Here is a 22,312-nt window from a genome sequence, read left to right on the forward strand (position 1 = left end):
CCGTCACGCCCTTCCGTACAGGCCTACCAGCTCTGCGGTCGCTACCACATGACCTTCCATTGCCTCTTCCAGCTGCTCCCGGGAGGCGTTTCCCGCCAGCTCCGGGACCGTATCGAGCGCATACAGCTTGAAGAAGTAGTGGTGCGTCCCGGAAGGGGGACAGGGGCCGCCGTAGCTGTTGCGGTGCCAGGTGTTCTTACCCGCATACGACTCCCGCGGCACGGTGTTTTCGGCAATCTCGGGCGTCCGCGGATTGATGTTCCAGACTATCCAGTGCGTCCAGGTCCCCTTCGGAGCGTCCGGGTCATCCACTATGAGCGCCAGGGACCTGGTCCCTAGAGGCACGTCATGAATATGCAACGGCGGGTTGATGTTATCGCCGTCACAGGTGTATCTTGGCGGAATTTTTTCGTTCGGCTGAAACGCCGGACTGGTCAGCGTCATGCTTGCCATAGGTGCTTCGCCTCCTTTCGGGCCGGTGCGTGATGGGGGGCACCGAAGAGGCGCCCTTTGAGAAAAGGATATCCCCACGCAGAGCATACGCAACAGTTGAAGGGGAATTCGCCGTTGTATTTGCCGGGCTCTTTTAGTATCATCCAACCTTGTTTCAGCGGGCGCACAACGGCCGCTCACTTCCTCCAACGAGGCACCCGTAATGGGAAAACGTCCCTTCTCCCTCGCCCGAAGCATCGGCAACACCCCCCTCGTCGAACTCAACACCATCAATCCGAACCCGCGGGTCAGGATTCTTGCCAAACTCGAGGGTAACAACCCCGGAGGGTCGGTGAAAGACCGTCCGGCGCTCTACATGCTCACCAGAGCTGAAGAGAGCGGCGATCTCACCCGCGAAAAGGTAATTCTGGAACCGACTTCCGGCAACACCGGCATCGCCCTCGCGATGCTAGGTGCCTCCCGCGGCTACTGGGTGAAGCTCGTCATGCCCGCCTGCGTCAGCATGGAGCGACGAAGCGTCCTGGAAGCCTTCGGCGCAGAACTGGTTCTCTCCCCTTCCGAGGAGGCTACTGACGGGGCGATCCGCCTCGCCCACCGTATCCTCCAGGAAAATCCGGATAAATATTACATGCCCAACCAGTACGCAAATCCGAACAATGTCCTTGCCCACTACGAGACGACCGGACCGGAAATCATGCGTCAGACCGGAGGAGACATCGACGTCTTCGTGGCGGGGATGGGGACGAGCGGAACGCTCATGGGGACGAGCCGCTTCTTCAAGGAGAAGAAGCCGGGGGTGAAGATAGTAGGGATAGAACCCCGCCTCGGTCACAAGGTGCAGGGATTGAAGAACATGCAGGAGGCGATAGTTCCGGAGATCTACCGGGAGGAATCGCTGGACGAGAAGCTCACGGTGGAGGACGAAATAGCATTTTCGACCGCGCGGGAACTGGCGATCCGGGAAGGCCTTTTTGTCGGCATGTCCAGCGGCGCCGCCGTAGCCGGCGCTCTCCAGATAGCGAAGGAAATGTCGAGCGGCACCATAGTCGTCATTCTTCCCGACAGGGGGGACCGGTATCTGAGCACGACGTTGTTTCGCTCAGTCTGCGCCTGCTGCCCGCCTTGAGAGGCGACGCCATATTCGCGCCCTTCCGCCGCCGGTTCCTCCTCCTGCTCCTCGACGTAGCGCTGCTACGCCTGCGGGCCATCGGTCGTCGCCGACGACGGAATCATCGCGAATCTGGCGTCCCCAAGCACGTCGAAGTGCGGTAAAATAAAAAGCCTCGGGCGTTCCCGGGGCTTTTTTTATTGTTTTCATTGGCTGGGCACTGCTAAAGGTCGCTCAAAAACAGTCAGATCGTCGCACCCGCAGAAAGTCCCGCGGAGGCGTAGCTGCGCTACGCCGCACAAGGCGGCTTTCGAGGAGGGCGGCTAGATGGCTGGTTTTCAGCGACCTCCTTCTACACGTTGAAACGGAAGTGCATGACGTCCCCATCCTGCACCACATACTCCTTCCCTTCGAGCCGCATGAGCCCCTTCTCTTTGGCACCTGACTCGCCGCCTGCGGCTATGTAGTCGTTATACGCGATCACTTCGGCGCGGATGAACCCCTTTTCGAAATCGGAGTGGATCACCCCCGCGGCCTGAGGCGCCTTGGTCCCGGCGGGAATGGTCCAGGCGCGGACCTCCTTTTTCCCGGCGGTAAAGTAGGTGATGAGCCCCAGCAGGTCGTAGCCGCTCCGGATCAGCCGGTCGAGTCCCGATTCGGAAAGCCCCATTTCGGCCAGAAAACTCTCCTTCTCCTCCTCATCCAGCTCCGCTATCTCCGCCTCCACCTTCCCGCAGATGACTACGACCTTGGCACCTTCCCGCTCGGCAAGCTCCCGAACGCGCCCGACCGCAGGATGGTTTCCCGCCAGGTCCTCCTCGCTCACATTGGCCACGTAGAGGACCGGCTTGTCGGTCAGCAGGTGCAGATCGCGCAGCATGAGCTTTTCTTCGTCGGTTTCCGCAGTCCCGCGCGCACCCTTCCCCTCTTCCAGCGACCGCTTCACCAGCTGGAAAAAATCCGCCTCCTCCTTCATTTTCTTGTCGCCACTCTTTGCGAGCTTCTCGACCCGCTGGAGCCGCTTTTCGACCGTGTCCAGATCGGCAAGGGCCAGCTCGGTCTGGATTATCTCGATATCGCGAACCGGGTCGATACTTCCGTCGACATGGACGATGTTCTCGTCCTCGAAGCAGCGAACCACGTGAATGATCGCGTCCACGGAACGGATGTGGCCGAGGAACTGGTTCCCGAGCCCCTCCCCCTTGCTCGCACCCTTCACGAGCCCCGCAATGTCGAGGATCTCGATGGTCGTAGGAAGTATCCGCTCCGGATTCACCAGCTCCGCCAGCTTCTGCATCCGGGGGTCGGGCACCTGGACGATCCCGACGTTGGGGTCGATGGTGCAGAAGGGATAATTGGCAGACTCCGCCCCAGCCGAAGTCAGAGCATTGAAGATGGTGGATTTTCCCACATTGGGAAGGCCGACAATACCGCAGTTGAAACCCATTTTTCGTATCCTTTTGGACAAAATGAAAGGGCGAGAAACCTCGCCCTGAGACTATGCTTTCGGAGCACTTCCTTCCGGAAAGGGAAGGCTACATTAAATGAGGTCGGGATGTCAATAGATGGGTATTGGTGTCTAGATGTTAAAGTCGAGAGCGCGGCCTTGACAGCTAATTAAATAAAATTAAACTTCATTTACTGTCACCCTAAGGAGAACCTTCGATGAAAAATTCGATAATCGTCGGCGCATCCTCCGGCATCGGCCGGGAATTGGCGCATGCTCTCGCGGCGAAGGGACATACGGTGGGACTGGCTTCACGGCGGACAGATGCACTGGAGGCGCTGCAGAAGGAAATCCCGCGTAAGACGTACGTCAGACAGATCGACCTCGCCGAGCCGGAAAAAGCGATGGATAGTCTGAGGGAGCTCATAACGGAGATGGGGGGAATGGAACTTGTGGTGATCAGCTCGGGAATCAGCTTCCACAACCCCGATCTTATGTGGGAGAGCGAGTTAGATACGATAAACGTTAATGTCGTCGGATTCACCGCGATGGCCACCGCCGCATTCCGCTACTTCTGCGAAAAGGGGGGAGGGCACATCGTGGGGATATCTTCCTTCCGGGCCCTGCGGGGCGGATGGAGCTCGCCGGCTTACAACGCATCGAAGGCGTATGTCTCCAATTATCTCGAAGGGCTGCGGATCAAGGCGAAAAAGCTGGGGAAAGACATCAGAATATCCGATATACGCCCGGGGCTAGTGGCTACGCCGATGATCGGGAAGAAGGAGGGGATGCTTGTCGCTTCGGCGAAAAAAGCGGCCGATCAGATCGCCGAGGCTATCGAAAAAAAGGAACCGGTGGCGTACGTTACCAAGCGCTACCGGCTCATCGCAGCACTGATGCGGAACATGCCCGACTCTGTCTACAGCAGATTGTAAAGCCCTGAATAAAAAAGCCGCACCCATCAGGGATGCGGCTTTTTCCGACAAGGGAAAAGAGGTTACTTCTGCTCAGCCGGAGCTGCTGCCGGAGCTTCTTCCTTCTTCTCTTCTGCTTTCTTTGCCTTCTTGGCTTTCTTTGCTTTCTTGGCTTTCTTAGCCGGAGCTTTTTCTTCCTTGGCAACCGGCGGGTGGCCCGGAGGCATTGCACCCTGCGGTGCGGGCTCGGCAGCGAAAACGACGCCGGCGAAAGCAACAGCTACCAGTGCAGCAACTACGGAGGAGAAAACTTTTTTCATGTAGCACCTCGACATAGAATTTGATACAGCTCTGGACATTCAGCATGAAGTATGCCATGCCTCCGGCAGCCGTCAAGCCCCCGAATCTGCGGTGTTTGCCGAACCGTCCGCTCCGGCCGGGCGCGTCCCCTTCTCCAAATGAGCCATCCCATGCCTCATTTGCGGCATCGGCGTTCCGGGGAGCCCCCGTCACCCCTCATTTAACTCTTGCACCGGACCGGCAGATGGATTATGAATGGAGAACGCTGCAGCGAAGGAGGCTACGATGAACAGTCGCAAATTCGAACGTACCGAGTGCCAGACCGAAGCCGTCATCAATTACAAGGGAACCACATTCAAGGGTGAAGTGGACAACCTCAGCCTGAAGGGCCTCTTTGTAAAGACGGAACAGAAAATCCCGGTGAACGAACAGGCCGAAGTGACCATTTACTTTCATGGCCTAAGCTCAGATCTTTCCTTCAGCCTTCAGGGAACGGTGGTACGAAACGCTGAGGACGGAATCGGCTTCAATTTTCAGAAGATCGATATAGACTCCCTGGCACTCCTCAACAAGACCGGCGCCTGACAGCGCACAGCATCGTTGCCGTCATCTGCCCTCCTGCTGCGGACCGCCCCCCGACAACATCTTGAGACGGGCCATGTCGAGGACTATGACATGGCTCCCCTCCATTTCCAGCACTCCCTCCTCTTTCAGCTTACGGAACGCGCGCGACAGCGTCTCGCTTACGGTCCCGAGGCGGGAAGCGAGCTCCCCCTTCTTCATATCGAGATCGAAATAGGTCTTCCCCTGATACGTCGTCGATTTTCGCCCCGCCAGTTCCACCAGGTAAGAGGCAAGCCGGTTCGGAACCTCAGCGAAGGAGAGCTCCTCGATCTGCCGTGCAAACCGGCGAAGCAGGAGCGACAGCGACACGATCAGATTGAGGGAGAACTTCGGGTTGCGTTCGAGAAGCCCCATGAAGGGTTCCCGTGGAAAAAGAAGCGCCTCGCTCCGCTCCGTGGCCCGCGCCTCGGCCGGATATCTTCCATCCCCGAAAAACGCCGCTTCTGCAAAAGTTTCGGCTGGATGCACGAAATGAAGCACCTTCTCTTTCCCGTCGGGAGAGATCTTGCAGAGCTTGATGCTCCCGGAAGCAAGAAGGTAGAACCCGGTGGCGGGCTCCCCCTCCGAGAAAAGGGTCTCACCGCGGGCCACGGTGCGACGGGTCGCGATTGCGGAAAGCTCCTCCAGATGCTCGTCCTCCAGCCCTGCGAAGAGCATCGATTTTTTCAGTATAGTCAGATTGTCCATCTTCCCCTCCAGTGGCGACGATTATACGAAGGTGCAGTGAGGAACTCAAGTGCCCCCTCTTCTTTTTCATGAAAGTTGCTGGTGCCTGCCTTGCCTTGCGGTAAACTCATCTATCAGGTACTGCTAAGGAGGCTGCATGACCGCAAAGCCCGACCTTGTCATTCTCGGCTCCGGATCTACGGCGTTCGCCGCCGCACTGAGGGCACAATCCCTGGGAGCGAAGGTGCTCATGATCGAGAAGGGCGAGCTGGGGGGTACCTGCGTAAACTGGGGGTGCATTCCGAGCAAGACCCTCATCCGGGATGCCCTTTTCCCGGCCGAAGCAAAGAGGGGTGCCTCTCGCGGCGTGCGGGTGCGGGAAGAACCGGTAGATTTCACCGAAATGATGCGGCAGAAAGATGAAGTGGTCCGGCACCTGCGGCAGGTCAGGTATCTCGATATCATCCGAAAGGTGCCGGGACTCGAAGTGCTGAAGGGAACCGCGCGATTCCTCTCCCCACGCACCGTCGGAGCCGGCTCGCAGGTAATCGAGTGCGACCGCTTTCTCATTGCTACGGGAGGGTATCCCCGTATCGTGAAACTGCCGGGGCTGAGCGATGTGGATTACCTTACGAGCCGCAGCGCTCTCATGCTCAAATCCTTCCCGGAATCGCTCCTCATCGTAGGAGGCGGGGTAATCGCGCTGGAACTGGGCCAGATGTTTCTGCGCCTCGGAACGAAGGTCACGGTCCTGGAGCATGGAAAGCGGCTCCTTCCGCAGGTCGACGCGGACGTGGCACAGGAGGTCCATCGGTCGCTTGTAGCCGAAGGGATGGAGATCCACGTCGGCGCAGCGGTCTGCTCCCTCGCACGGGAAGGAGCAGTAGTGAGTGCAAGCGTCCAGCTCATGGAGGGGGAGCGGCAGCTGAGGGCGCAACGCCTGCTTCTGGCGACCGGCACCGCTCCGGCCACCGACAATATCGGCCTCGACCTGGCGGGAGTTGAAGTTGACGGACGCGGGTTCGTCAGGGTGGACGGGCAGATGCGAACCACCGCTCCCGGGATATGGGCGGCCGGCGATGTAACCGGCGGCTTGATGATCGCCACGGCAGGAGCGCGGGAAGGGATCGTGGCGGTGGACAACATGTTCGATCCCGGGTGCGGCTGCTCGCTCGATTACCAGTCGGTGCCGATGGCGATCTTTACCGATCCTGAAATCGGAATGGTGGGGCACAGTGAGGAGTCGGCCAGGGAGGCAGGAATCGAATTCTCGGCCGCCACGCTTCGTGCCGACCAGATACCGAAAGCCCACGTAACCGGCAACACTGCCGGATTGATAAAGATGCTTGCCGATCCGGTGACGATGCGGCTACTCGGCGTCCACCTGGCCTGCGACCGGGGAGCCGACATCATTAACGAAGCGGCACTCGCCATCCGCGCACGGCTGACCGTCGATGATCTTGCATCCACGCTTCATGTCTACCCGAGCATGGCCGAGGGTCTGCGGCTCTGCGCCCAGAGCTTCAGGAGAGATGTCAGCCGCCTCTCCTGCTGCGCCGAGTGACAGGCAGCAGAGAAACTACTGCGGGGGCAATCTGCTACGTTGCCACTCGCTACGGAAGCTCAACGTAGCGCTGCTACGCCTCGCCCCCTCGCTCGTTTGCGCCTTGCATATTGCCCTCCTCGCTACGTTTCTCAGCAGCCTGTCCGTATTGCTCAAGAACTCAAACAAACCCTCCTTCGCCAATCGTGTGGCTGGGGCCGCATCGGAAAGACTGCTTCGGGATTCGCACCGAAAATCAATGCAACTGGATGAAGCATTTGCGGACGCAGCTCCCTCATTTCGCGGATTCACCCCTCCGTCTTCAGCCAGCACCTGAGCAGCTCCGCCACGCTCCACGCCTGGGCTACGCATCCGCGCGGAGAGTATGGGTCCTGGGCGTCATGGACCTCGTTGATGCTTCCTATGCACTTCTCGTTCAGCTCCGATGTCAACGGTTCAAGGAACCGCCGCGCCCCCTTCCTGTCCTCCGGAAAAACCCGCAGCCATGCGTCGACGAAAGGACCGATCAGCCACGGCCACACCGTTCCCTGATGGTAAGCCGCATCCCGGGAGCGGAGGTCACCGAAGTAGTTCGCCTTGTAATCGGGATGGCCTGGAGCCAGTGACCGCAACCCCACCGGCGTCAGAAGCCGTTCACGCACCAGAGTGAGTATGGTTTTCCATCGTGACGGATCGAGTACCGGATAACGAAGGGATATGGAGAATACCTGGTTCGGCCTGCAGGCCGGATCATCACCCTCTTCCCCGTCGACCACGTCGTAAAGGTGCCCCCCATCCTCGTACCAGAAGCGTTCGTTGAATGAGCGGTAGACAACCCCTGCCCTGGCCGCCAGATGGCTGGCCCGCTGCTCGTCCCCCTCCTCGCTGCACCACCGCTCCATCAGGCGCAGAGCATTGTACCAGAGCGCATTTATCTCCACCGCCTTTCCACGACGTGGCGTAACCACCCAGTCCCCCACCTTCGCGTCCATCCAGGTGAGCTGATACCCTTCCGCCCCCTGTCGCAGGAGCCCGTCAGCGGGGTCGATGCCGATGTTGAAGCGGGTACCCTCGATGTGCCGCTCCACGATCTCGATCAGGCGCGGCATGATCAGGGCAAGTGTAGTGCGATCCCCAGTGGCCTCCACATACCTGTCCACGGCGTGGAAGAACCAGAGGGTAGCGTCGGCAGTGTGGTAAAGCCCCTCGTTCTTCCCCTCGGGGAACATGTTCGGGATGAGGCCGTCGCGGACATAGTGAGCGAATGTCCGCAGAATCCAGCCCGCCTCATTGTGCCTTCCCGTAGAGAGGGTAAGCCCCTCAAGGGAGATCATGGTGTCGCGCCCCCAGTCTGTAAACCAGTGATACCCTGCTATGACTGTGCGGATTTCGTCCCCCATCGCGTGTGCGCGGACGCTGTCCTCAAGGCGTCCGGCGGGGGTGATGATAAACTGGTCGGCCGCCATAACCAGCTCTGCCGCCACTCCAGACCGCGCCCTCGGATCGGCCGCTGCCAGAAGCAGTCGGCGCCGCTCCCGTTCCGACTTCATCGCCCGGTCCGGATCGATGGCGTTTATCGTCTCCCACTTTTCCGTAGACCCGATAAGAGTCGCATCCTGTCCTTCCGAAAGGTCCATGGCGAAATAGCCTGGGCTCCAGAGGTTGCCGTTCGACTCGTATCCACGGTTGTACTCGATGCGGTAGAAGATGTCGGGGATATGCTTCTCCTCAAGGGTGAAGGTGCCGCGCTCACCATGGAGGACGAAACGGAGAGCGGGCATCCGCCTTCCCGCCGAGACCTGGTACCGGTTCTCCACCGCGGACAGGATGTACGGTTCCCCCCGTTCCTCATTAACCGGTGCTTCGTGGGGACGAAAATGCAGGGCCGGCTGGAGCTTGAGCCGTACGCCCCCACCCTGGAGCAGCCGGTAGGTGATGTGGACTGTGTTCTGCAGATGAACTAGCAGAATGCGTTTTTCGAGAACGGTACCGTTGATTTCGTACCGCCAGACGGGGAGCCCCTCTTCCAGGGTGAAGGAAACAAGGTGATCCGCACCCTGAAGGTCGACGGTCCCGTCCCCCCGCTCCTCCCCCCCCAGGATGACCTTCGTTCCGTCTTCGAACCGGAGAAGCTCCGTAAGTTTGTTGAACACGAGAACGCGCCCCAGGGGCGCCGGATATGCGGCGATAAGCATGCCGTGGTAGCGGCGGGTAAGGGCGCCGCCGACGGTGCCGGCAGCGTAACCGCCGAGCCCGTTGGTTACGAGCCACTCCCGCTTGAGGAGCAGCTCGTTTCGGGTCGGGTTCCTGCCCGTCCACGGCATGGTGCGTACAATGTCATGCATGGTCGTCTCCTGTGGCCACCGGAGCCAGCACGACGGCGCTGTGCCCCGGCATCAGCCAGAAGTTGTCGGTTTCCAGCCGGGGAGTCCCCTCCCCGTCATAGCGCGGATTCTCACTTGACCAGATAGTGTCCCACATCTTTAATTCGGGAGGGGCGAGGAGCGGCTCCGGAGCCGGGTGCAGGCGCAGGTCGCGCCCGAGGTTGACCAGAAGGAGCCTTTCGCCGCTGTCGGCGAAAAACCGGATCAGAAAAGTGTGCGCCCCGAGTACGGCACCTTCTATCCTGGCGGCTGCCGCAGGCCTGAATACAGGATCGTCCCGGCGCAACCGGATCAGGTCGCGGTGCAGGAGGTAGACGGTATTGTGCTCCCCCCGCTCCCCCGGCTTAAGTCGGGACCTTTCGAATGTAGCGGGGGCAGCCGGATCGTCCAGACTGTCGGAAACCTCTGCTGATGCGATATTCGCGAACTGGCTCAGAAACTCGACCCGTCCCGCCCGGACGCCCCGGACGATATCCGGATCGAGATCGGCAAAGTAGAGGAATGGTGAAGAGGCAGCGAACTCCTGCCCCTGAAAGATCATCGGCGTCGAGGGGGCAAGAAGCAGGAGGGCCGTCATAGCGCGCAGACTTCCGGGAGACGTTAGCTCGTGAAGCCGCTTTCCCCGGGCTGAATTGGCAATCTGGTCATGGTTCTGGATAAAGCTGACGAAGCTAGCGGGGTTGATTCCGAAGGTAGGAGTGCCCCGCCGTTTCCCCTGCCAGAAATAGCGTTGCCCCTGGTAGAGGTACCCCCACTTCACCGCAGAGACGAGTTCCTGCGGATTGCCGAGGTATTCGCTGTAGTAGGCGTCATTGTGCCCACTCAGGGCAACGTACGCACTGTGATGGAAATCGTCGTTCCACACCAGGTCGAGACCGCACCCTCCCTCCTCCTCGGAGCGTACCAGCATTACCTGCTGCGGCTCATTCTCGGCTACCAGAAGGATGGACCGTTCACCCGCGGCCAGGCGTGCACGCTCGGCCATGCAGGCGATGACATGGCGGGGGGACTTGTCGAAGATGGTCTGGGTGGCATCCAGACGCAAGCCGTCCAGGTGGAACTCGCCGATCCAGTAGCCCGCATTGGTGATGAAAAACTCCCGGACCGGACCCGAGCCCTCTCCGTCGAAATTAACCGGCTCCCCCCACTCTGTCTTGTAGCGGTCGGTAAAATAGGAAGCCGAGTACTGCTTGAGATAATTCCCCTCGGGACCGAGGTGGTTGTAGACCACATCGAGAATGACCCCCAGACCGAGGGTGTGGGCGTGGTCCACAAACTGCCGGAAATCATCAGGCTCGCCATAGAGGTGGCTTGGAGCGAAGAGGTCGACTCCGTCATACCCCCAGCCGAACCGGCCCGGAAATTCAGCCACCGGCATCACCTCCAGAACCGTTACGCCGAGATCACGCAGCGCGGGAAGCTCCTCCATGGCGCTTCTCCACGTTCCACCAGGGGTGAATGTCCCTATGTGCATCTCGTAGATGACTGCGTCCTGCCGCATCACCCCCCGCCATCCATCATCCGCCCAGGAGAAGGCTGGATCTACGACACGGGAAGGTCCGTGGGGTCCTTCGGGCTGAAAACGTGAGGCAGGATCGGGGTAAGGTCCTTCCCTGTCGAGCCGGTAGCGGTACAGCGTTCCCGCAGCGGCTTCAGGACACCATGCGCTGAAGTAGCCATCACCTTCTGAAGCCAGAGAAATCCTTCTGACGTCCCCCCGCGCACCGGGGCCCCCTTCAAGAACAACCTCCACTTCGCGGCGCAGCGGTGCCCAAACCCTGAAGTGGACTCCTCCCCGCATCAGTTCTGCTCCCACCGGCAACCTTCGCTCTTCCTTGTGCTCCATTCCTTCGGGTCCCCAGCGGCGTAATATAAAACACTTTTAATAATAACATACGCTGGCCGTATTGAAATGGGCAGCACCACGCCGGACCAAACCCTTCCCCGCAATCATTCTCCTGATGGAATAAAAAAACGGCGGGGAGAAACCTCCGCCGCCGTCCATAATACTTACTTCTTCCCGTGTTCCGCCGTCACTGCCCTTCGTGCCAGCGCCGTATTACGAATCCCTTCGTCCCCTTCCCTCCGCCGGTCGGCCACGCATCGAGGGCTTCCCGTTTGGGCCGAAGCCCCTCCAGAACGTTTCGGAGCGGTCGCACCCGCACACCACCCCCCTCCCCTGAACAGTCGAGGTAGCTTTCGATCACACGGTTACGGTCGAGGATGATGAGGACATGTCCGTCCCATACGATGAGATCGAGAGGTTTGACCGCCCGCATGATCTCCTCGTCGCTGCGTCCCGCGATGGGGACGCCGCTTCCGAAGTGCAGAAGCGCACTCGTATTGCGGGGAGTATACCCATCGGTCGCTTCATAGAGAAGGCCTGAACAGTCAACGCCTCTAAGTTCCCACCTGGCGGTCGTTTCCGGGGCTGTCGGCTTTTTCGGGGAATACAGCTCCCTAAGCTCCGGAATTCCGGACCGTATATTCCCGCCCCAGACGTAGATGCTTCCCTGCGCCTGCAGGAGCCGGTCGATCACCTCCCGGCGAGGCGGCAGGTTGCGTTGCCGTTGCTGCGGCTTTTCGGAAGTGAGGTTCACGAGACGCCCATCGATGAAATACCCGGTTCTGGAGGGGTATGGGTAGTCTTCGGTAGTGACCCGGTATACCGGCACAGGAGCATCTGCAACCGAGCCTTCGATCCGGAAAACCGTCCCGGGGAGAGCTACGAACTCAAGCTGACGGATCTGGCCGCAACGGTCAGTTTCCAGCGTGGCGCCGTCACTTCCGCCGAAGATACGCGGGAAATCCGGTATATTGAACATCGGTGTCGGCAACCGGGCAACAGCGTAGGAGGCAGGGGCGCCTGCCGCGTGGCGGGGAGGAAGCGCAGAAGCCGCAAGGGCGAGAATGGCTACTATGAAAAAACGCATAAAACCTCCTGCAGCTGCTACCTGAGCAGCCACTGATGTAGCGACGCCGCAGCCAGCCATACTGCAGCGCCGGTACCGATGGCGACTCCCAGGGGCATCGACCTGCGAAAGCAGAAAAGTACAACGGCGAAGAACAGTATGGTCGGGATGATCCCCCAGAGGACTCCACGGGTGTAGTCGGTCAGGAGGCGCCCGTCTCCCGGGTTATCCGAAGCCAGCCACACAAGGACGATGAGGGAAGTAAGGGGCATGGTGGCGATGAGTCCGCCGAGGGTAGGAAATTTCCTGCCGATCTGGGTGCAGACGATGATGATCATATTGGTGATGAGGAGCTTCACGAGAAACGGCATGACGTTATCCGTACCGGAAGGCGAGGCGCGGACTCCGGGTCCTTAAGAACCTGTTGAAAAAGTCAGGTTGTTCAGGCCGGCGAAGGCTCCGGCCGCCATGGCCTCCTGAATCTTCCGCTCCGCAATGGTCGCCAGGATGTCCATCAGGCAAGAACCGTCCTTAGCGCTTCGTCGATCTTGGCCACATCGACCTTTGTGTTGATGCAGGGGCCGAAGGGGCGGTTGTTGAGGATGCCGATCACCGGAAGGGGGTAACAGTCCTTGATCCCCGAGGTGAGATCCCGTTCGCAGGCAACGGCCACTACGAGCTTCGGCCGCTTCTCGATAATGACCTTGCGGGCGAGCGTGCCCCCGGTCGCGACGCTGATGTCGATGTTGTACCTCTGCGCCAGTTCGGCGAGCCCCTTGATGTCGCACCGGCCGCACCGCACGCATTTATTGATGTCTCCGGTGACCTTTATTTCGCAGTCGAAGAGCTGCAGGCAGTGGGGAAGGAGGATAAGGACCCGGTCGGGGCGCACCTGAAGGCGCTGGGAGGCGACGAGGCTGTTGTTCATCGCAATGAAGGACTGGCGGATGGTGTCCTTGGAAATGCCGATCAGCTTCCCCATCAACTCGATCACCGGCAGGAGAAACTTTATGACCACTCCACGCATGAACCTGGTGAAGAGGATATCCTTGCTTAGCGCGGTGGTAAGGACGAGGAGCAGTGTTCCGAAGAGAGCGATGCTTGAGAGTACGGCAAAGATAAGTCCTGCGATCCGCGGAAGCTCCGGGTGTATGTTCGCAAGCCCTTTGGTCGGAATCCACCAGAGGAGATAGATCGCGCCGACGATCAGCAGGCATGTCACACCCATGAGGGCGACGAAAAGGCGCTTGCGGGGCGGTACGTTCGGTTGCGCCTGATCAGACACTCGGTGCGTCCTTGCCTAGGATCGCTCCGGCCGCCACCCGGTACCCGGCCAGGAATTCCTGCGCCGGCAGACGCTTCTTCCCCTCCAGTTGCAGCTCGTCAATGATGACGCTGCCGCCGCCGCACGCGACCTCAAGCCCGTTCCTGCCGGCGGCCAGAACTGTTCCTGGAACTCCGCTTCCTTCACCGGTCCTGACCCGGTAGATTTTGAGCATCTTCCCGTCCAGCTCGCTGTAAGCGCCCGGCCAGGGATTCATCCCCCTCACCTGGTTCTTTATGGCCGCAGGCTCGCGGCTCCAGTCGATGAGGCCGTGTTCCTTCTTGAGGAGCGGCGCGTAATTGGTCAGTGAATCGTCCTGCTTTTCAGGGATGAGCTTTCCGGCAACGAGAAGATCGAGTGTCTCCGCCAGGGCAGCGGCCCCGATACGTGACAGCCTGTCGTGGAGAGCCTGGGCATCCTCGTCCGGATCGATGGGAGTCGTCTTCTTGAGGAGCATGTCGCCGGTATCGAGCCCCACATCCATGAGCATGGTGGTGACCCCTGTTTCCGTCTCGCCGTTGATGATGCACCAGTTGAGGGGAGCCGCCCCGCGGTATCGCGGGAGAAGCGAGGCATGGACATTGATGCAGCCGTGCCGCGGTATGTCGAGAAGCGCCTTGGGCAGGATCTGGCCGAATGCGACGACCACGATCAGGTCAGGAGCCAGCTCCCGGATCTGCTCGATGTTTTCCGGAGTCCGCACCTTTAGGGGCTGCAGGACCGGTATCCCGTGCTGCTGCGCAAGCACCTTCACGGGTGGCGGCATCATCTGCTGGCCGCGACCTTTAGGCCGGTCGGGCTGAGTGACGACAGCCACAACCTGCTCCCCCCGCTCCATAAGCCGCTGGAGAGTGGGACAGGCAAACTCGGGTGTACCCATGAAGACAATGCGCAGACCGGTCATCAATCTCTCTCCTGTTCCTCGGCGAGCCGCCGGTATTTTTTCCTGAACATCTCACGCTTGAGGGGGGAGATATGATCGACGAAGAGAATGCCGTCGAGATGATCGATCTCGTGCTGGAAGGCAATGGCAAGAAGGCCTTCAGCACGGTACGTCACCTCTTCCCCCTGAAGATTGAGGGCTTTCACTACGACACGGGCATGGCGGTGGACATTCGCTGAGTACTTGGGGATGGAAAGGCATCCCTCCTCTTCGTACGATTCCCCGTCGGCATGGATGATCACCGGGTTGATGGCGACGATCAGCTCCGGCTGGTCTTCCTTTGTGGATACATCGATGACGACTATGCGCTGATGCACGCCTATCTGAGGCGCCGCCAGACCGACACCGGGTGCGGCATACATCGTCTCCGCCATATCCTTCACCAGCTCGGCGGTTTTCTCGGTGATGACGGTAACGGGGAGCGCCTTCTTTTTCAACTCGGGATTTGGGTACGTAAGTATGTTTCTGACCATGAGATTCCTCTATCGACAATCGTTGTACTATATATAACCTGCCGTTCAAAATGCAATTCTTAGTTGCAGCACGATAGTATACCATCCCTGGGCGAAAAGTTCTCCCTACCATTCAAGGTCGCCTGCGGAGAATTTCGAGTTGACTTTCCTCGATCCCGGGCTTATATACCTACCGGTAAGTACAGCAGCCGAAACAGGGGAAGCATGCCTGAGACTACAGCAAACACCTATCCGGCCCGGGAGCGGCTCCTCGCAGCCTCCCTCGACCTTTTCACCGCGAAGGGGTACGCCGGCACCTCGGTAAGAGAGATCGTCGCAGCAGCGGGAGTGACAAAGCCGGTACTCTACTACTACTTCGGCAGCAAGGAGGGCATCTACCTTGAGCTGATGCAGGACACCTACAGTATCTTCCTGCAGATCGTCTCCGAGCTCTCGGCTGCTCCCGGAAGTGCCCGCGAGCGGATCATCCGCTTCGCCACCGGCATTTTCGACGCCTTCGTGGAAAGGATCCAGGTGGTCCGGCTCATCTACTCCATATTCTACGGCCCACCCCAGGGCACTCCGCCCTTTCCCCATGAGAAGTACTACGACACGATGCTTGAAACAGTAGCAGGTTTTATACGGAAAGGAGTCGAAGCAGGCGAGCTTAAAACCGTCAGCATCCACTCCGCCACATGGGCAGTCATATCCTGCATGAATACGGTTATGGAAGAACAGCTCTGCCAGACGCCGCCGAGAATCGACCGGCAGGGGCTGATTGACGTGCTTGGGCTGATCCTGGACGGGCTCTCCGATGGAGGACGAAGATGAAAAAACTGGTTTTGGTGATATTCATTGCCACTGCTGCCGCGGCCGCATCAGGCTGCTCGAAGGGGGAGGCCCGCCCGGACCAGGTCCGGAAGCCCTCGATTGCCGTGGAAGTAGCGGCGGCGCACCCGGCAGAAGTAGTCGAAGGCATCGATGTAACCGGAAGCCTGGAGCCGAAATTCTGGGCCGACGTGAAGACACAGATTCCGGGACTGGTGAAACAGGTTTACGTTCACGAATGGGTGCGTGTCAGCAAGGGGACGATGCTGGCGCGGATCGATGTGGCGGAGACAGAGGCCCTGGTAAAGCGGGCCGAAGCCTCGGTCGAATCGGCACGGGCGGGACTGGCTCAGGCCAGGGTCACCGCGACCAGAGCTGACCGCGAGTTTGCTCGTGCCGTTAAGCTTAAGGACGCGGGGCTCGCTACCCAGCAGAGTGTCGACGATGCACGGACAGAAGCAGAAGCCGCTGCCGCCCGGATCGACGCATCAAAAGCACAGATACGCGTGGCGGAAGAAGAGGTGCGGCAAGCACGGGCCCGGCAGGCAAAAGGATTGGTGGTGGCGCCTATCGATGGCGTGGTGGCCCTTCGCGACGTCAACGTCGGCGACCTCGCCAGCGACGCCGCCGCTTCGAAACCGATTTTCCGCATAATCGACAACCGGGTCCTCAATCTCACGGTAACGGTCCCCTCAGCCGAATCCGCCCGGGTGAAGATCGGGCAGCCGCTGGAATTCACCGTGGATGCCCTCCCAGGCAAGACCTTCACCGGAAAGGTGATGTTCATCAATCCGGAACTGAACGCTGCCGACCGCTCACTCAAGGTGGTGGCGGAGGTGCGGAACGTCGACGAGCTGCTCAAGGCGGGAGTATTCGCCAAGGGGCGAATCATAACGGGGCGTCGCGGCAACGCCCTCCAGGTTCCGCGCAGCGCGATGGCGGGGTGGGACAGCGTATCGGGGAAAGGTCGGCTCTTCGTAGTTTCGGGAGAGACCGCTCGGGCGCGGGGGGTCGAAACGGGGACGGTCAGCGGGGATCTCGTCGAAGTGGTGAAAGGGCTCCAGGCAGGAGAGCGGTTCGTCGTCCGCGGCGGCTTCAACCTGAAGGATGGCGACCGGATCACCATAGCCTCCCGGGGAAACTGACATGGCCTGGGTTCACCTTGTCATCGCAGGCATCTTCGAGATCGGCTGGGCTTTCGCCCTCAAGTTCAGTGAGGGATTCAGCCGTCTCTGGCCCTCCGTTGCCACCGTCGCCTGCATGGGCCTAAGCATGGTCTTCGTCTCCCAGGCGCTTAAGACGATCCCGATAGGCACCACCTACGCCGTCTGGACCGGAATCGGGGCCGCGGGTACAGCCCTTGTCGGGATGCTCGTCTTCGGCGAGCCGGCTACTGCCGCACGGCTACTCAGCATCGGGCTCATCATCGCCGGGATAGCCGGACTCAAGCTGTTTTGAAACGGGTAAGCGAAGCAGATACAAAACAGCACGAACCAAGGTTGCTCAAAAACAGTCAGATCGTCGCACCCGCACAAAGCCCCGAGGCATAAACAGCGCTACGCCGCACGAGAGGGGTTTCGAGGACGGCGGCGAGATGGCTGTTTTTCAATGACCAAAACAGGTTGCTCAAAAACAGCCAGATCGTCGCACCCGCAGAAAGCCCACGCGGAGGCGTAGCATCGCTACGCCGCACAAGGGCGGCTTTCAAGGACGGCGGCGAGATGGCTGTTTTTCAGCAACCTCCAGGAGAGTAAAGGATGATCCTTTCGGACCTGTCCATAAAACGCCCCATCTTCGCAGCAGTGCTGATGCTGAGCCTGGTGACTCTCGGCCTCTTCTCTTACCGCCGGCTCTCAGTGGAGATGTACCCCAACGTGGAGATCCCCGTAATTTCCGTCACGACGAAGTATCCGGGAGCAAGCCCGGAGACGGTGGAACGGGAAGTATCCAAGCGGATCGAGGAGGCGGTGAACCAGGTGGCCGGGGTGAAGCACGTGATGTCCTTCTCCCGCGAAAGCGTCTCCACCATCGTGGTCGAGTTCCGACTGGAGGAGAAGCTGAACGACGTAGCCCAGGAATCCCGGGCGAAGATATCGTCGATCCGCGGCCAGCTCCCCACTGGAGTCGAGGAACCGATAATACAGAAGCTCGACTTCAACGCGATGCCGGTGGCTTCTCTGGCGGTGCAATCCGATTCTGTATCGCCGCGGGAGCTTACCATCCTGGTGGACAAGCGGGTGAAGAAGCGGTTCGAAAGCATCGCCGGCGTGGGAAAGGTCGAGATGGTCGGCGGCCGAAAACGGGAGATCAGTGTCGATCTTGATCCGGCACGGCTGGATGCGCTGGGACTCGGGGTAAACGACGTCGTGAGCGGCCTCAGGAGCGAGAACACCAACACGCCGCTTGGCCGCCTCACCCGCGGCACCGCTGAATACCCGCTACGGATCGAGGGAAAACCCGATCGGGCCGAAGGATACCAGGCCATGGTCATAGCGGAGCGGGGGGGACGGCCCGTAACACTGGGCGAAGTTGCTACGGTGGCCGACGGGACGGAGGAGCTGCGCAAGCTCGCCCTGGTCAACGGAGTTCCCGCAATCGGAATCGACATATACAAGCAGTCCGGCGCAAACCAGGTACAGGTGGTGGACAGCGTCAAAAAGGTGATGGAGAAGGTGCAGAAAGATCTGCCTTCCGGCGTATCCCTAACCCTCGTCCGCGACGGATCCATCATGACCCGCCACTCGCTGGCCGACGTACAGGAAACGCTCCTCATCGGCGGGATACTCACGATCATAATCGTCTTCTGCTTCATCAACTCCTGGCGCTCCACCGTCATCACCGGAGTTACCCTCCCCATCTCGGTCATCTCCTCCTTCATAGTCATGAACGCCATGGGAATGACTCTCAACGTCATGACCCTCATGGCGCTGTCGCTTGCCATCGGGCTTCTCATCGACGACGCCATCGTCGTGCGTGAAAACATAGTCCGTCACCTGGAGATGGGGAAGAGCCACATGGAGGCATCCAGGTTCGGTACCAACGAGATCGGCCTGGCGGTCTTCGCCACGACCATGTCGATCATCGCAGTTTTCGTCCCGGTTGCATATATGCGGGGCATCGTCGGTCGCTTCTTCTTTCCCTTCGGCGTCACCGTTTCCTTCGCCGTCCTCGTGTCGCTTTTCGTCTCCTTCACCCTCGACCCGATGCTGTCGTCACGGTGGCACGACCCCTCGATCCATAGCCACGGTAGACGGAAGGGCCTGGCACGGCTCCTAGAAACCTTCAACGACTGGTTCGACTACACCGCCGACAAGTACCGCCGTGTCATCGCCTGGGCCCTGGATCATCGGAAGACGGTCATGGGGTCGGCGCTCGCTGCGTTCATCGCCGGAATCATGATCTTCGGCACCCTGGAGTCATCCTTCATGGCGCCGGAGGATTCAGCCGAGTTCCAGGTCAGCTTCCAGACCGCTCCCGATGCAAGCATCGCCGAAACCGAAAACAGACTCAACGCGATACTGGCCTCCATGAAGGCCGTTCCGGAGATACACCACACATACGCGACCATCGGCGCGGGAGACAGCGGGACCGTGCGGGACGGACTCCTTTACGTGAAGCTTGTGGAAAAAGGGGAACGCCAGCGAAAGCAGGAAGCCATTCAGCGTGAGGTGAGATCGAGGCTCCAGTCGATTCCGGGGATCACCTCCTCCATCGAGATCGTCGGGAACATCGGCGGTGCGCAGAAACCTCTGAACGCGAACCTGAAAGGTGAAGACCTGGCGGTCCTCAAGCAGCTGGCCGCACGCCTCAAGGAGGAGCTCTACAAAGTGCCGGGCATCGTAGACATCTCTGCTACCCTTGAGCATGACATACCGGAGTACCGGATGCGGATCGACCGGGAGAAGGCGCTTTCAGCGGGAGTATCCACCAACGACGTCGTCAGCTCCCTCAGCCGGCTCGTAGGCGGCGAGGCCGTCACCACCTATGAAGACGAAGATGGGGACGCCGTGGACGTGCGCGTGCGCCTTCCCGAGTCGCTGCGGCACACGCCCGCCCAGGTCGGCAGCCTCAAAGTTTCGGTCCCCGACGGCAATGGCGGAGTGAAGCTCGTTCCCCTCTCAAGCATCACCAGTTTTCAGGTTGCGGCGACACCCACCGAAATAAACCGCCGTGACCTGGCCCGACAGGTCACCGTCAGCGCCAATCTGGACAATCTCCCTATCGGAACCGCCGTCAAGCACGTGGAAGCAGCGGTGAAGCGGATCGAGATGCCCCCCGGCTATTCCGTCAACTTTTCCGGCGAAGCCGAGGACATGGCCGAATCGTTCGCCTTCATGGCGGAGTCCCTCATCCTGGCGGTCCTCTTCGTTTACCTGATCCTGGCCGCTCAGTTCGAGTCCTTCTTCGAGCCGCTCGCCATCATGCTGTCGCTCCCCCTTTCCATCGTCGGAATGGCAGGCATGCTCAAACTAACGGGGGACACCATCAACATCATGTCCCTGATAGGGCTCATAATGCTCATGGGACTCGTGACGAAGAACGCCATCCTCCTGGTGGACTACGCCAAGGTTCTCCAGCGTCGGGACGGGAAGCCGCGCCGGGAAGCGGTGATCGAGGCAGGGCGCACGAGGCTTCGTCCTATAGTCATGACGACCCTTGCCATGATCTTCGGCATGCTCCCGCTCTTTTTCGCCATCGGAAGCGGCGCCGAAGGGCGGGCGCCGATGGCGAGGGCCGTCATTGGCGGACTCCTCACATCCTCCCTGCTGACTCTCCTCGTCGTGCCGGTGATGTACACCCTCATGGACGACCTGGCGGGCTGGCTTAAGCGTAAGTGGAAGCGGCAGGCGAAGCTCGAAGTCCACGAAGACACAGAGCCTCGGAGGGTGAGCAATGCATAGGTCGAGCGGAATAGGATCGGGCGCCATCCATACCGCCCTGGTCATTGTGCGGAAGATGAGATGCCGGTTTCGGCAGATTACATTCTTTGCAGGTTCCCTCTCCGTGTCTCTGTGTCTCTGTGGCGGATTTCGGACTATGCAGGAAGCGCATGCCGCCGAAACCCGGGTCCTCACTCTGGATCAGGCGCTGGAGATAGCCGACAGCCGCAACCGGGACGTGTTGAAGGCGAGGGAATTCTACAACAGCGTTGAAGGGAAGTACGTCGAGGAGCGTTCCGCGGCTCTCCCGCAACTCTCCATCAACGGGCAGGTCTCCAGGCTGCAGGATGACAGCCAGAGCGCCCTGGCCGGCGGTCTTTTCCCATCCACTCAGAACTTCCGGGCAATCGAACTGGGCATCTCACAGCCGCTCTTCACCTGGGGAAAAGTCGGAGCGGCAATACGTGCCGCCAGGGAGGGCTACAGGGTAGCCGACGAACGGCTGAGGATCTCGCGGCAGGAGACGCGAAGAAACGTGATGACAGCCTTTTACGACGCCCTTCTGGCAAAGGAGCAGTTCGCCATAGCACGGCAGAACCTGGAGCAGAAGGAGCGCCACATGGAAGAAGCGAAACGGCGACATGCCGCCGGCGTCGCCACCGATTACGACGTCCTCGCGGCTTCGGTCTCCGTGGAAAACGCCCGCCCGGACCTGATCCGGACCGGCAACCTCATGCGGGCAACCCGCGATCGGCTACGGTATCTTCTTGCGCTGGAAGAGGATGTGGAGGTTAACGGCAACCTTGAAACCACCGTAGCTGATACCGGCACCTATGAAGAGATCCTCGGAACCGCCCGAAGGAGGAGGCCGGAACTGGAAGAACTCCGCAGGCGGCGGGACATTGCATCCGAACTCGTTACCATCGCCAATGCCGAGGACAAGCCGCGCCTGGACGCCAAGGGGGGAATTGGCTGGCGGCAGCTGGAAACCGGACCCTTCGACGCCGATGGCAAAGCCTGGAGTGCGGGAATATTTCTGTCGTTTCCCCTCTTCGACGGTTTGAAGACAAGGGGGCGGGTGGCTCAGGCGCAGAGCGACAGGCGCGCGCTGGAGATAGACGAAGCGAAACTGGCAGATTCGATTTCACTGGAAATACGGGATGCCATTCATGCCGTGCGCGAATCGGGGGAGATCGTTAAAGCCCTTGGAGGGACTGTGTCACAGGCTGAGCGACTTCTGAAGATGGCGGAGCAGGGTTTCGAACTGGGAGTTAAAATACGGCTGGAGGTGGAGGATGCAGAATTCAACCTCCTCCAGGCCCGGGGGAACCTCGCCCGCGCCCGCCGCGACTACCTTGTGGCGCAAGCGAACCTGGATCGCGCAGCCGGAATCCTGGGGGAAGGCTCTGCGTCAAAAGAATGAAAAAAGATGCGTATTTTTTGTGCAGATTGCGCAAGTCATAACTGAAGCAACGTATTTTCCGGCAATCAACAGAGATATGAAAAGGTTATCCACAGGTTGTGTGGAAAAAGG

At 59.9% G+C, this 22,312-nt stretch carries 21 protein-coding genes; 9 read left to right on the forward strand and 12 right to left on the reverse strand.

Annotation, left to right across the window (positions count from 1 at the left end; all coding sequences use genetic code 11):
* Positions 1 to 3: 3 nt before the first annotated feature.
* Positions 4 to 453: a YbhB/YbcL family Raf kinase inhibitor-like protein gene (locus CFB04_RS11335; RefSeq protein ID WP_088535373.1), complete on the reverse strand. Its 450-nt coding sequence runs from the start codon at positions 451 to 453 to the stop codon at positions 4 to 6.
* A 202-nt stretch (positions 454 to 655) separates the two neighbouring features.
* Here CFB04_RS11335 and CFB04_RS11340 point away from each other — a divergent pair, with 202 nt between their 5' ends.
* Positions 656 to 1,579, forward strand: coding sequence for a PLP-dependent cysteine synthase family protein (locus tag CFB04_RS11340; protein WP_088535374.1), 924 nt, complete (start codon positions 656 to 658; stop codon positions 1,577 to 1,579).
* Positions 1,580 to 1,913: 334 nt separating this feature from the next.
* Here the strand turns inward: CFB04_RS11340 and ychF are convergent, their stop codons facing one another.
* Positions 1,914 to 3,008 (reverse strand): redox-regulated ATPase YchF, encoded by a 1,095-nt coding sequence (ychF, locus tag CFB04_RS11345; RefSeq protein WP_088535375.1) that lies wholly within the window; start codon positions 3,006 to 3,008, stop codon positions 1,914 to 1,916.
* Between the two features lie 218 nt (positions 3,009 to 3,226).
* Here ychF and CFB04_RS11350 point away from each other — a divergent pair, with 218 nt between their 5' ends.
* Positions 3,227 to 3,943, forward strand: a complete 717-nt coding sequence (locus CFB04_RS11350) for an SDR family NAD(P)-dependent oxidoreductase (protein ID WP_088535376.1) — start codon at positions 3,227 to 3,229, stop codon at positions 3,941 to 3,943.
* Positions 3,944 to 4,005: 62 nt separating this feature from the next.
* Here the strand turns inward: CFB04_RS11350 and CFB04_RS11355 are convergent, their stop codons facing one another.
* On the reverse strand, positions 4,006 to 4,242 hold the full coding sequence (locus tag CFB04_RS11355; RefSeq protein ID WP_088535377.1) for a hypothetical protein: 237 nt from the start codon (positions 4,240 to 4,242) through the stop codon (positions 4,006 to 4,008).
* Positions 4,243 to 4,507: 265 nt separating this feature from the next.
* Here CFB04_RS11355 and CFB04_RS11360 point away from each other — a divergent pair, with 265 nt between their 5' ends.
* The gene (locus CFB04_RS11360) at positions 4,508 to 4,807 is read left to right on the forward strand and encodes a PilZ domain-containing protein (RefSeq protein ID WP_088535378.1); all 300 of its coding nucleotides are present in this window, start codon (positions 4,508 to 4,510) and stop codon (positions 4,805 to 4,807) included.
* A gap of 21 nt (positions 4,808 to 4,828) precedes the next feature.
* On the opposite strand, the gene CFB04_RS11365 is transcribed toward CFB04_RS11360, so the two are convergent.
* A complete protein-coding gene (locus CFB04_RS11365; RefSeq protein WP_088535379.1) occupies positions 4,829 to 5,533 on the reverse strand; it encodes a Crp/Fnr family transcriptional regulator in 705 nt (234 codons plus the stop codon).
* A 136-nt stretch (positions 5,534 to 5,669) separates the two neighbouring features.
* Between CFB04_RS11365 and merA the strand changes: the two genes are divergently transcribed.
* Positions 5,670 to 7,076: a mercury(II) reductase gene (gene merA, locus CFB04_RS11370; RefSeq protein WP_088535380.1), complete on the forward strand. Its 1,407-nt coding sequence runs from the start codon at positions 5,670 to 5,672 to the stop codon at positions 7,074 to 7,076.
* A 287-nt stretch (positions 7,077 to 7,363) separates the two neighbouring features.
* Here merA and CFB04_RS11375 read toward each other — a convergent pair whose 3' ends face one another.
* From CFB04_RS11375 to def, 8 genes are all read right to left on the reverse strand, one after another.
* Positions 7,364 to 9,400, reverse strand: coding sequence for an amylo-alpha-1,6-glucosidase (locus tag CFB04_RS11375; protein ID WP_088535381.1), 2,037 nt, complete (start codon positions 9,398 to 9,400; stop codon positions 7,364 to 7,366).
* Positions 9,393 to 11,285, reverse strand: a complete 1,893-nt coding sequence (gene treZ / locus CFB04_RS11380) for a malto-oligosyltrehalose trehalohydrolase (protein WP_088535382.1) — start codon at positions 11,283 to 11,285, stop codon at positions 9,393 to 9,395. The genes CFB04_RS11375 and treZ overlap by 8 nt, the downstream gene beginning before the upstream one ends.
* 187 nt (positions 11,286 to 11,472) lie before the next feature.
* Complete coding sequence (locus CFB04_RS11385; protein ID WP_088535383.1) at positions 11,473 to 12,372, reverse strand: C40 family peptidase; 900 nt, start codon at positions 12,370 to 12,372, stop codon at positions 11,473 to 11,475.
* Between the two features lie 17 nt (positions 12,373 to 12,389).
* Positions 12,390 to 12,722 (reverse strand): DUF3147 family protein, encoded by a 333-nt coding sequence (locus tag CFB04_RS11390; protein ID WP_088535384.1) that lies wholly within the window; start codon positions 12,720 to 12,722, stop codon positions 12,390 to 12,392.
* Positions 12,723 to 12,764: 42 nt separating this feature from the next.
* Positions 12,765 to 12,866 carry a DUF1992 domain-containing protein gene (locus CFB04_RS18335; protein WP_231934163.1) on the reverse strand — a complete coding sequence of 34 codons (102 nt, stop codon included), beginning with the start codon at positions 12,864 to 12,866 and terminating at the stop codon, positions 12,765 to 12,767.
* Positions 12,866 to 13,579: a DUF116 domain-containing protein gene (locus CFB04_RS11395; protein ID WP_088536800.1), complete on the reverse strand. Its 714-nt coding sequence runs from the start codon at positions 13,577 to 13,579 to the stop codon at positions 12,866 to 12,868. Before CFB04_RS11395 ends, CFB04_RS18335 begins: the two co-directional genes overlap by 1 nt.
* Positions 13,580 to 13,628: 49 nt before the next feature.
* A complete protein-coding gene (fmt, locus tag CFB04_RS11400; protein ID WP_088535385.1) occupies positions 13,629 to 14,579 on the reverse strand; it encodes a methionyl-tRNA formyltransferase in 951 nt (316 codons plus the stop codon).
* Positions 14,579 to 15,091, reverse strand: a complete 513-nt coding sequence (gene def, locus CFB04_RS11405) for a peptide deformylase (protein ID WP_088535386.1) — start codon at positions 15,089 to 15,091, stop codon at positions 14,579 to 14,581. The genes fmt and def overlap by 1 nt, the downstream gene beginning before the upstream one ends.
* 204 nt (positions 15,092 to 15,295) lie before the next feature.
* Here def and CFB04_RS11410 point away from each other — a divergent pair, with 204 nt between their 5' ends.
* From CFB04_RS11410 to CFB04_RS11430, 5 genes are all read left to right on the forward strand, one after another.
* Entirely contained in the window at positions 15,296 to 15,901 is a 606-nt protein-coding gene (locus CFB04_RS11410) for a TetR/AcrR family transcriptional regulator (RefSeq protein ID WP_088535387.1), read from the forward strand.
* The gene (locus CFB04_RS11415; RefSeq protein ID WP_088535388.1) at positions 15,898 to 17,043 is read left to right on the forward strand and encodes an efflux RND transporter periplasmic adaptor subunit; all 1,146 of its coding nucleotides are present in this window, start codon (positions 15,898 to 15,900) and stop codon (positions 17,041 to 17,043) included. Before CFB04_RS11410 ends, CFB04_RS11415 begins: the two co-directional genes overlap by 4 nt.
* Before the next feature lies 1 nt (position 17,044).
* A complete protein-coding gene (gene sugE / locus CFB04_RS11420) occupies positions 17,045 to 17,356 on the forward strand; it encodes a quaternary ammonium compound efflux SMR transporter SugE (protein ID WP_088535389.1) in 312 nt (103 codons plus the stop codon).
* A 299-nt stretch (positions 17,357 to 17,655) separates the two neighbouring features.
* The gene (locus tag CFB04_RS11425) at positions 17,656 to 20,799 is read left to right on the forward strand and encodes an efflux RND transporter permease subunit (RefSeq protein ID WP_088535390.1); all 3,144 of its coding nucleotides are present in this window, start codon (positions 17,656 to 17,658) and stop codon (positions 20,797 to 20,799) included.
* Positions 20,792 to 22,201 (forward strand): TolC family protein, encoded by a 1,410-nt coding sequence (locus CFB04_RS11430; RefSeq protein WP_231934164.1) that lies wholly within the window; start codon positions 20,792 to 20,794, stop codon positions 22,199 to 22,201. Before CFB04_RS11425 ends, CFB04_RS11430 begins: the two co-directional genes overlap by 8 nt.
* Positions 22,202 to 22,312 lie beyond the last annotated feature (111 nt).

The sequence above is a fragment of the Geobacter sp. DSM 9736 genome (assembly GCF_900187405.1).
Classification (GTDB): Bacteria; Desulfobacterota; Desulfuromonadia; order Geobacterales; family Geobacteraceae; genus DSM-9736.

Bases quoted from the DNA above. Each gene is read 5' to 3' on its own strand.
- CFB04_RS11335 (WP_088535373.1), bottom strand. From the start codon at position 453: ATGGCAAGCATGACGCTGACCAGTCCGGCGTTTCAGCCGAACGAAAAA.
- CFB04_RS11340 (WP_088535374.1), top strand. From the start codon at position 656: ATGGGAAAACGTCCCTTCTCCCTCGCCCGAAGCATCGGCAACACCCCC.
- ychF (WP_088535375.1), bottom strand. From the start codon at position 3,008: ATGGGTTTCAACTGCGGTATTGTCGGCCTTCCCAATGTGGGAAAATCC.
- CFB04_RS11350 (WP_088535376.1), top strand. From the start codon at position 3,227: ATGAAAAATTCGATAATCGTCGGCGCATCCTCCGGCATCGGCCGGGAA.
- CFB04_RS11355 (WP_088535377.1), bottom strand. From the start codon at position 4,242: ATGAAAAAAGTTTTCTCCTCCGTAGTTGCTGCACTGGTAGCTGTTGCT.
- CFB04_RS11360 (WP_088535378.1), top strand. From the start codon at position 4,508: ATGAACAGTCGCAAATTCGAACGTACCGAGTGCCAGACCGAAGCCGTC.
- CFB04_RS11365 (WP_088535379.1), bottom strand. From the start codon at position 5,533: ATGGACAATCTGACTATACTGAAAAAATCGATGCTCTTCGCAGGGCTG.
- merA (WP_088535380.1), top strand. From the start codon at position 5,670: ATGACCGCAAAGCCCGACCTTGTCATTCTCGGCTCCGGATCTACGGCG.
- CFB04_RS11375 (WP_088535381.1), bottom strand. From the start codon at position 9,400: ATGCATGACATTGTACGCACCATGCCGTGGACGGGCAGGAACCCGACC.
- treZ (WP_088535382.1), bottom strand. From the start codon at position 11,285: ATGGAGCACAAGGAAGAGCGAAGGTTGCCGGTGGGAGCAGAACTGATG.
- CFB04_RS11385 (WP_088535383.1), bottom strand. From the start codon at position 12,372: ATGCGTTTTTTCATAGTAGCCATTCTCGCCCTTGCGGCTTCTGCGCTT.
- CFB04_RS11390 (WP_088535384.1), bottom strand. From the start codon at position 12,722: ATGCCGTTTCTCGTGAAGCTCCTCATCACCAATATGATCATCATCGTC.
- CFB04_RS18335 (WP_231934163.1), bottom strand. From the start codon at position 12,866: ATGGACATCCTGGCGACCATTGCGGAGCGGAAGATTCAGGAGGCCATG.
- CFB04_RS11395 (WP_088536800.1), bottom strand. From the start codon at position 13,579: ATGGGTGTGACATGCCTGCTGATCGTCGGCGCGATCTATCTCCTCTGG.
- fmt (WP_088535385.1), bottom strand. From the start codon at position 14,579: ATGACCGGTCTGCGCATTGTCTTCATGGGTACACCCGAGTTTGCCTGT.
- def (WP_088535386.1), bottom strand. From the start codon at position 15,091: ATGGTCAGAAACATACTTACGTACCCAAATCCCGAGTTGAAAAAGAAG.
- CFB04_RS11410 (WP_088535387.1), top strand. From the start codon at position 15,296: ATGCCTGAGACTACAGCAAACACCTATCCGGCCCGGGAGCGGCTCCTC.
- CFB04_RS11415 (WP_088535388.1), top strand. From the start codon at position 15,898: ATGAAAAAACTGGTTTTGGTGATATTCATTGCCACTGCTGCCGCGGCC.
- sugE (WP_088535389.1), top strand. From the start codon at position 17,045: ATGGCCTGGGTTCACCTTGTCATCGCAGGCATCTTCGAGATCGGCTGG.
- CFB04_RS11425 (WP_088535390.1), top strand. From the start codon at position 17,656: ATGATCCTTTCGGACCTGTCCATAAAACGCCCCATCTTCGCAGCAGTG.
- CFB04_RS11430 (WP_231934164.1), top strand. From the start codon at position 20,792: ATGCATAGGTCGAGCGGAATAGGATCGGGCGCCATCCATACCGCCCTG.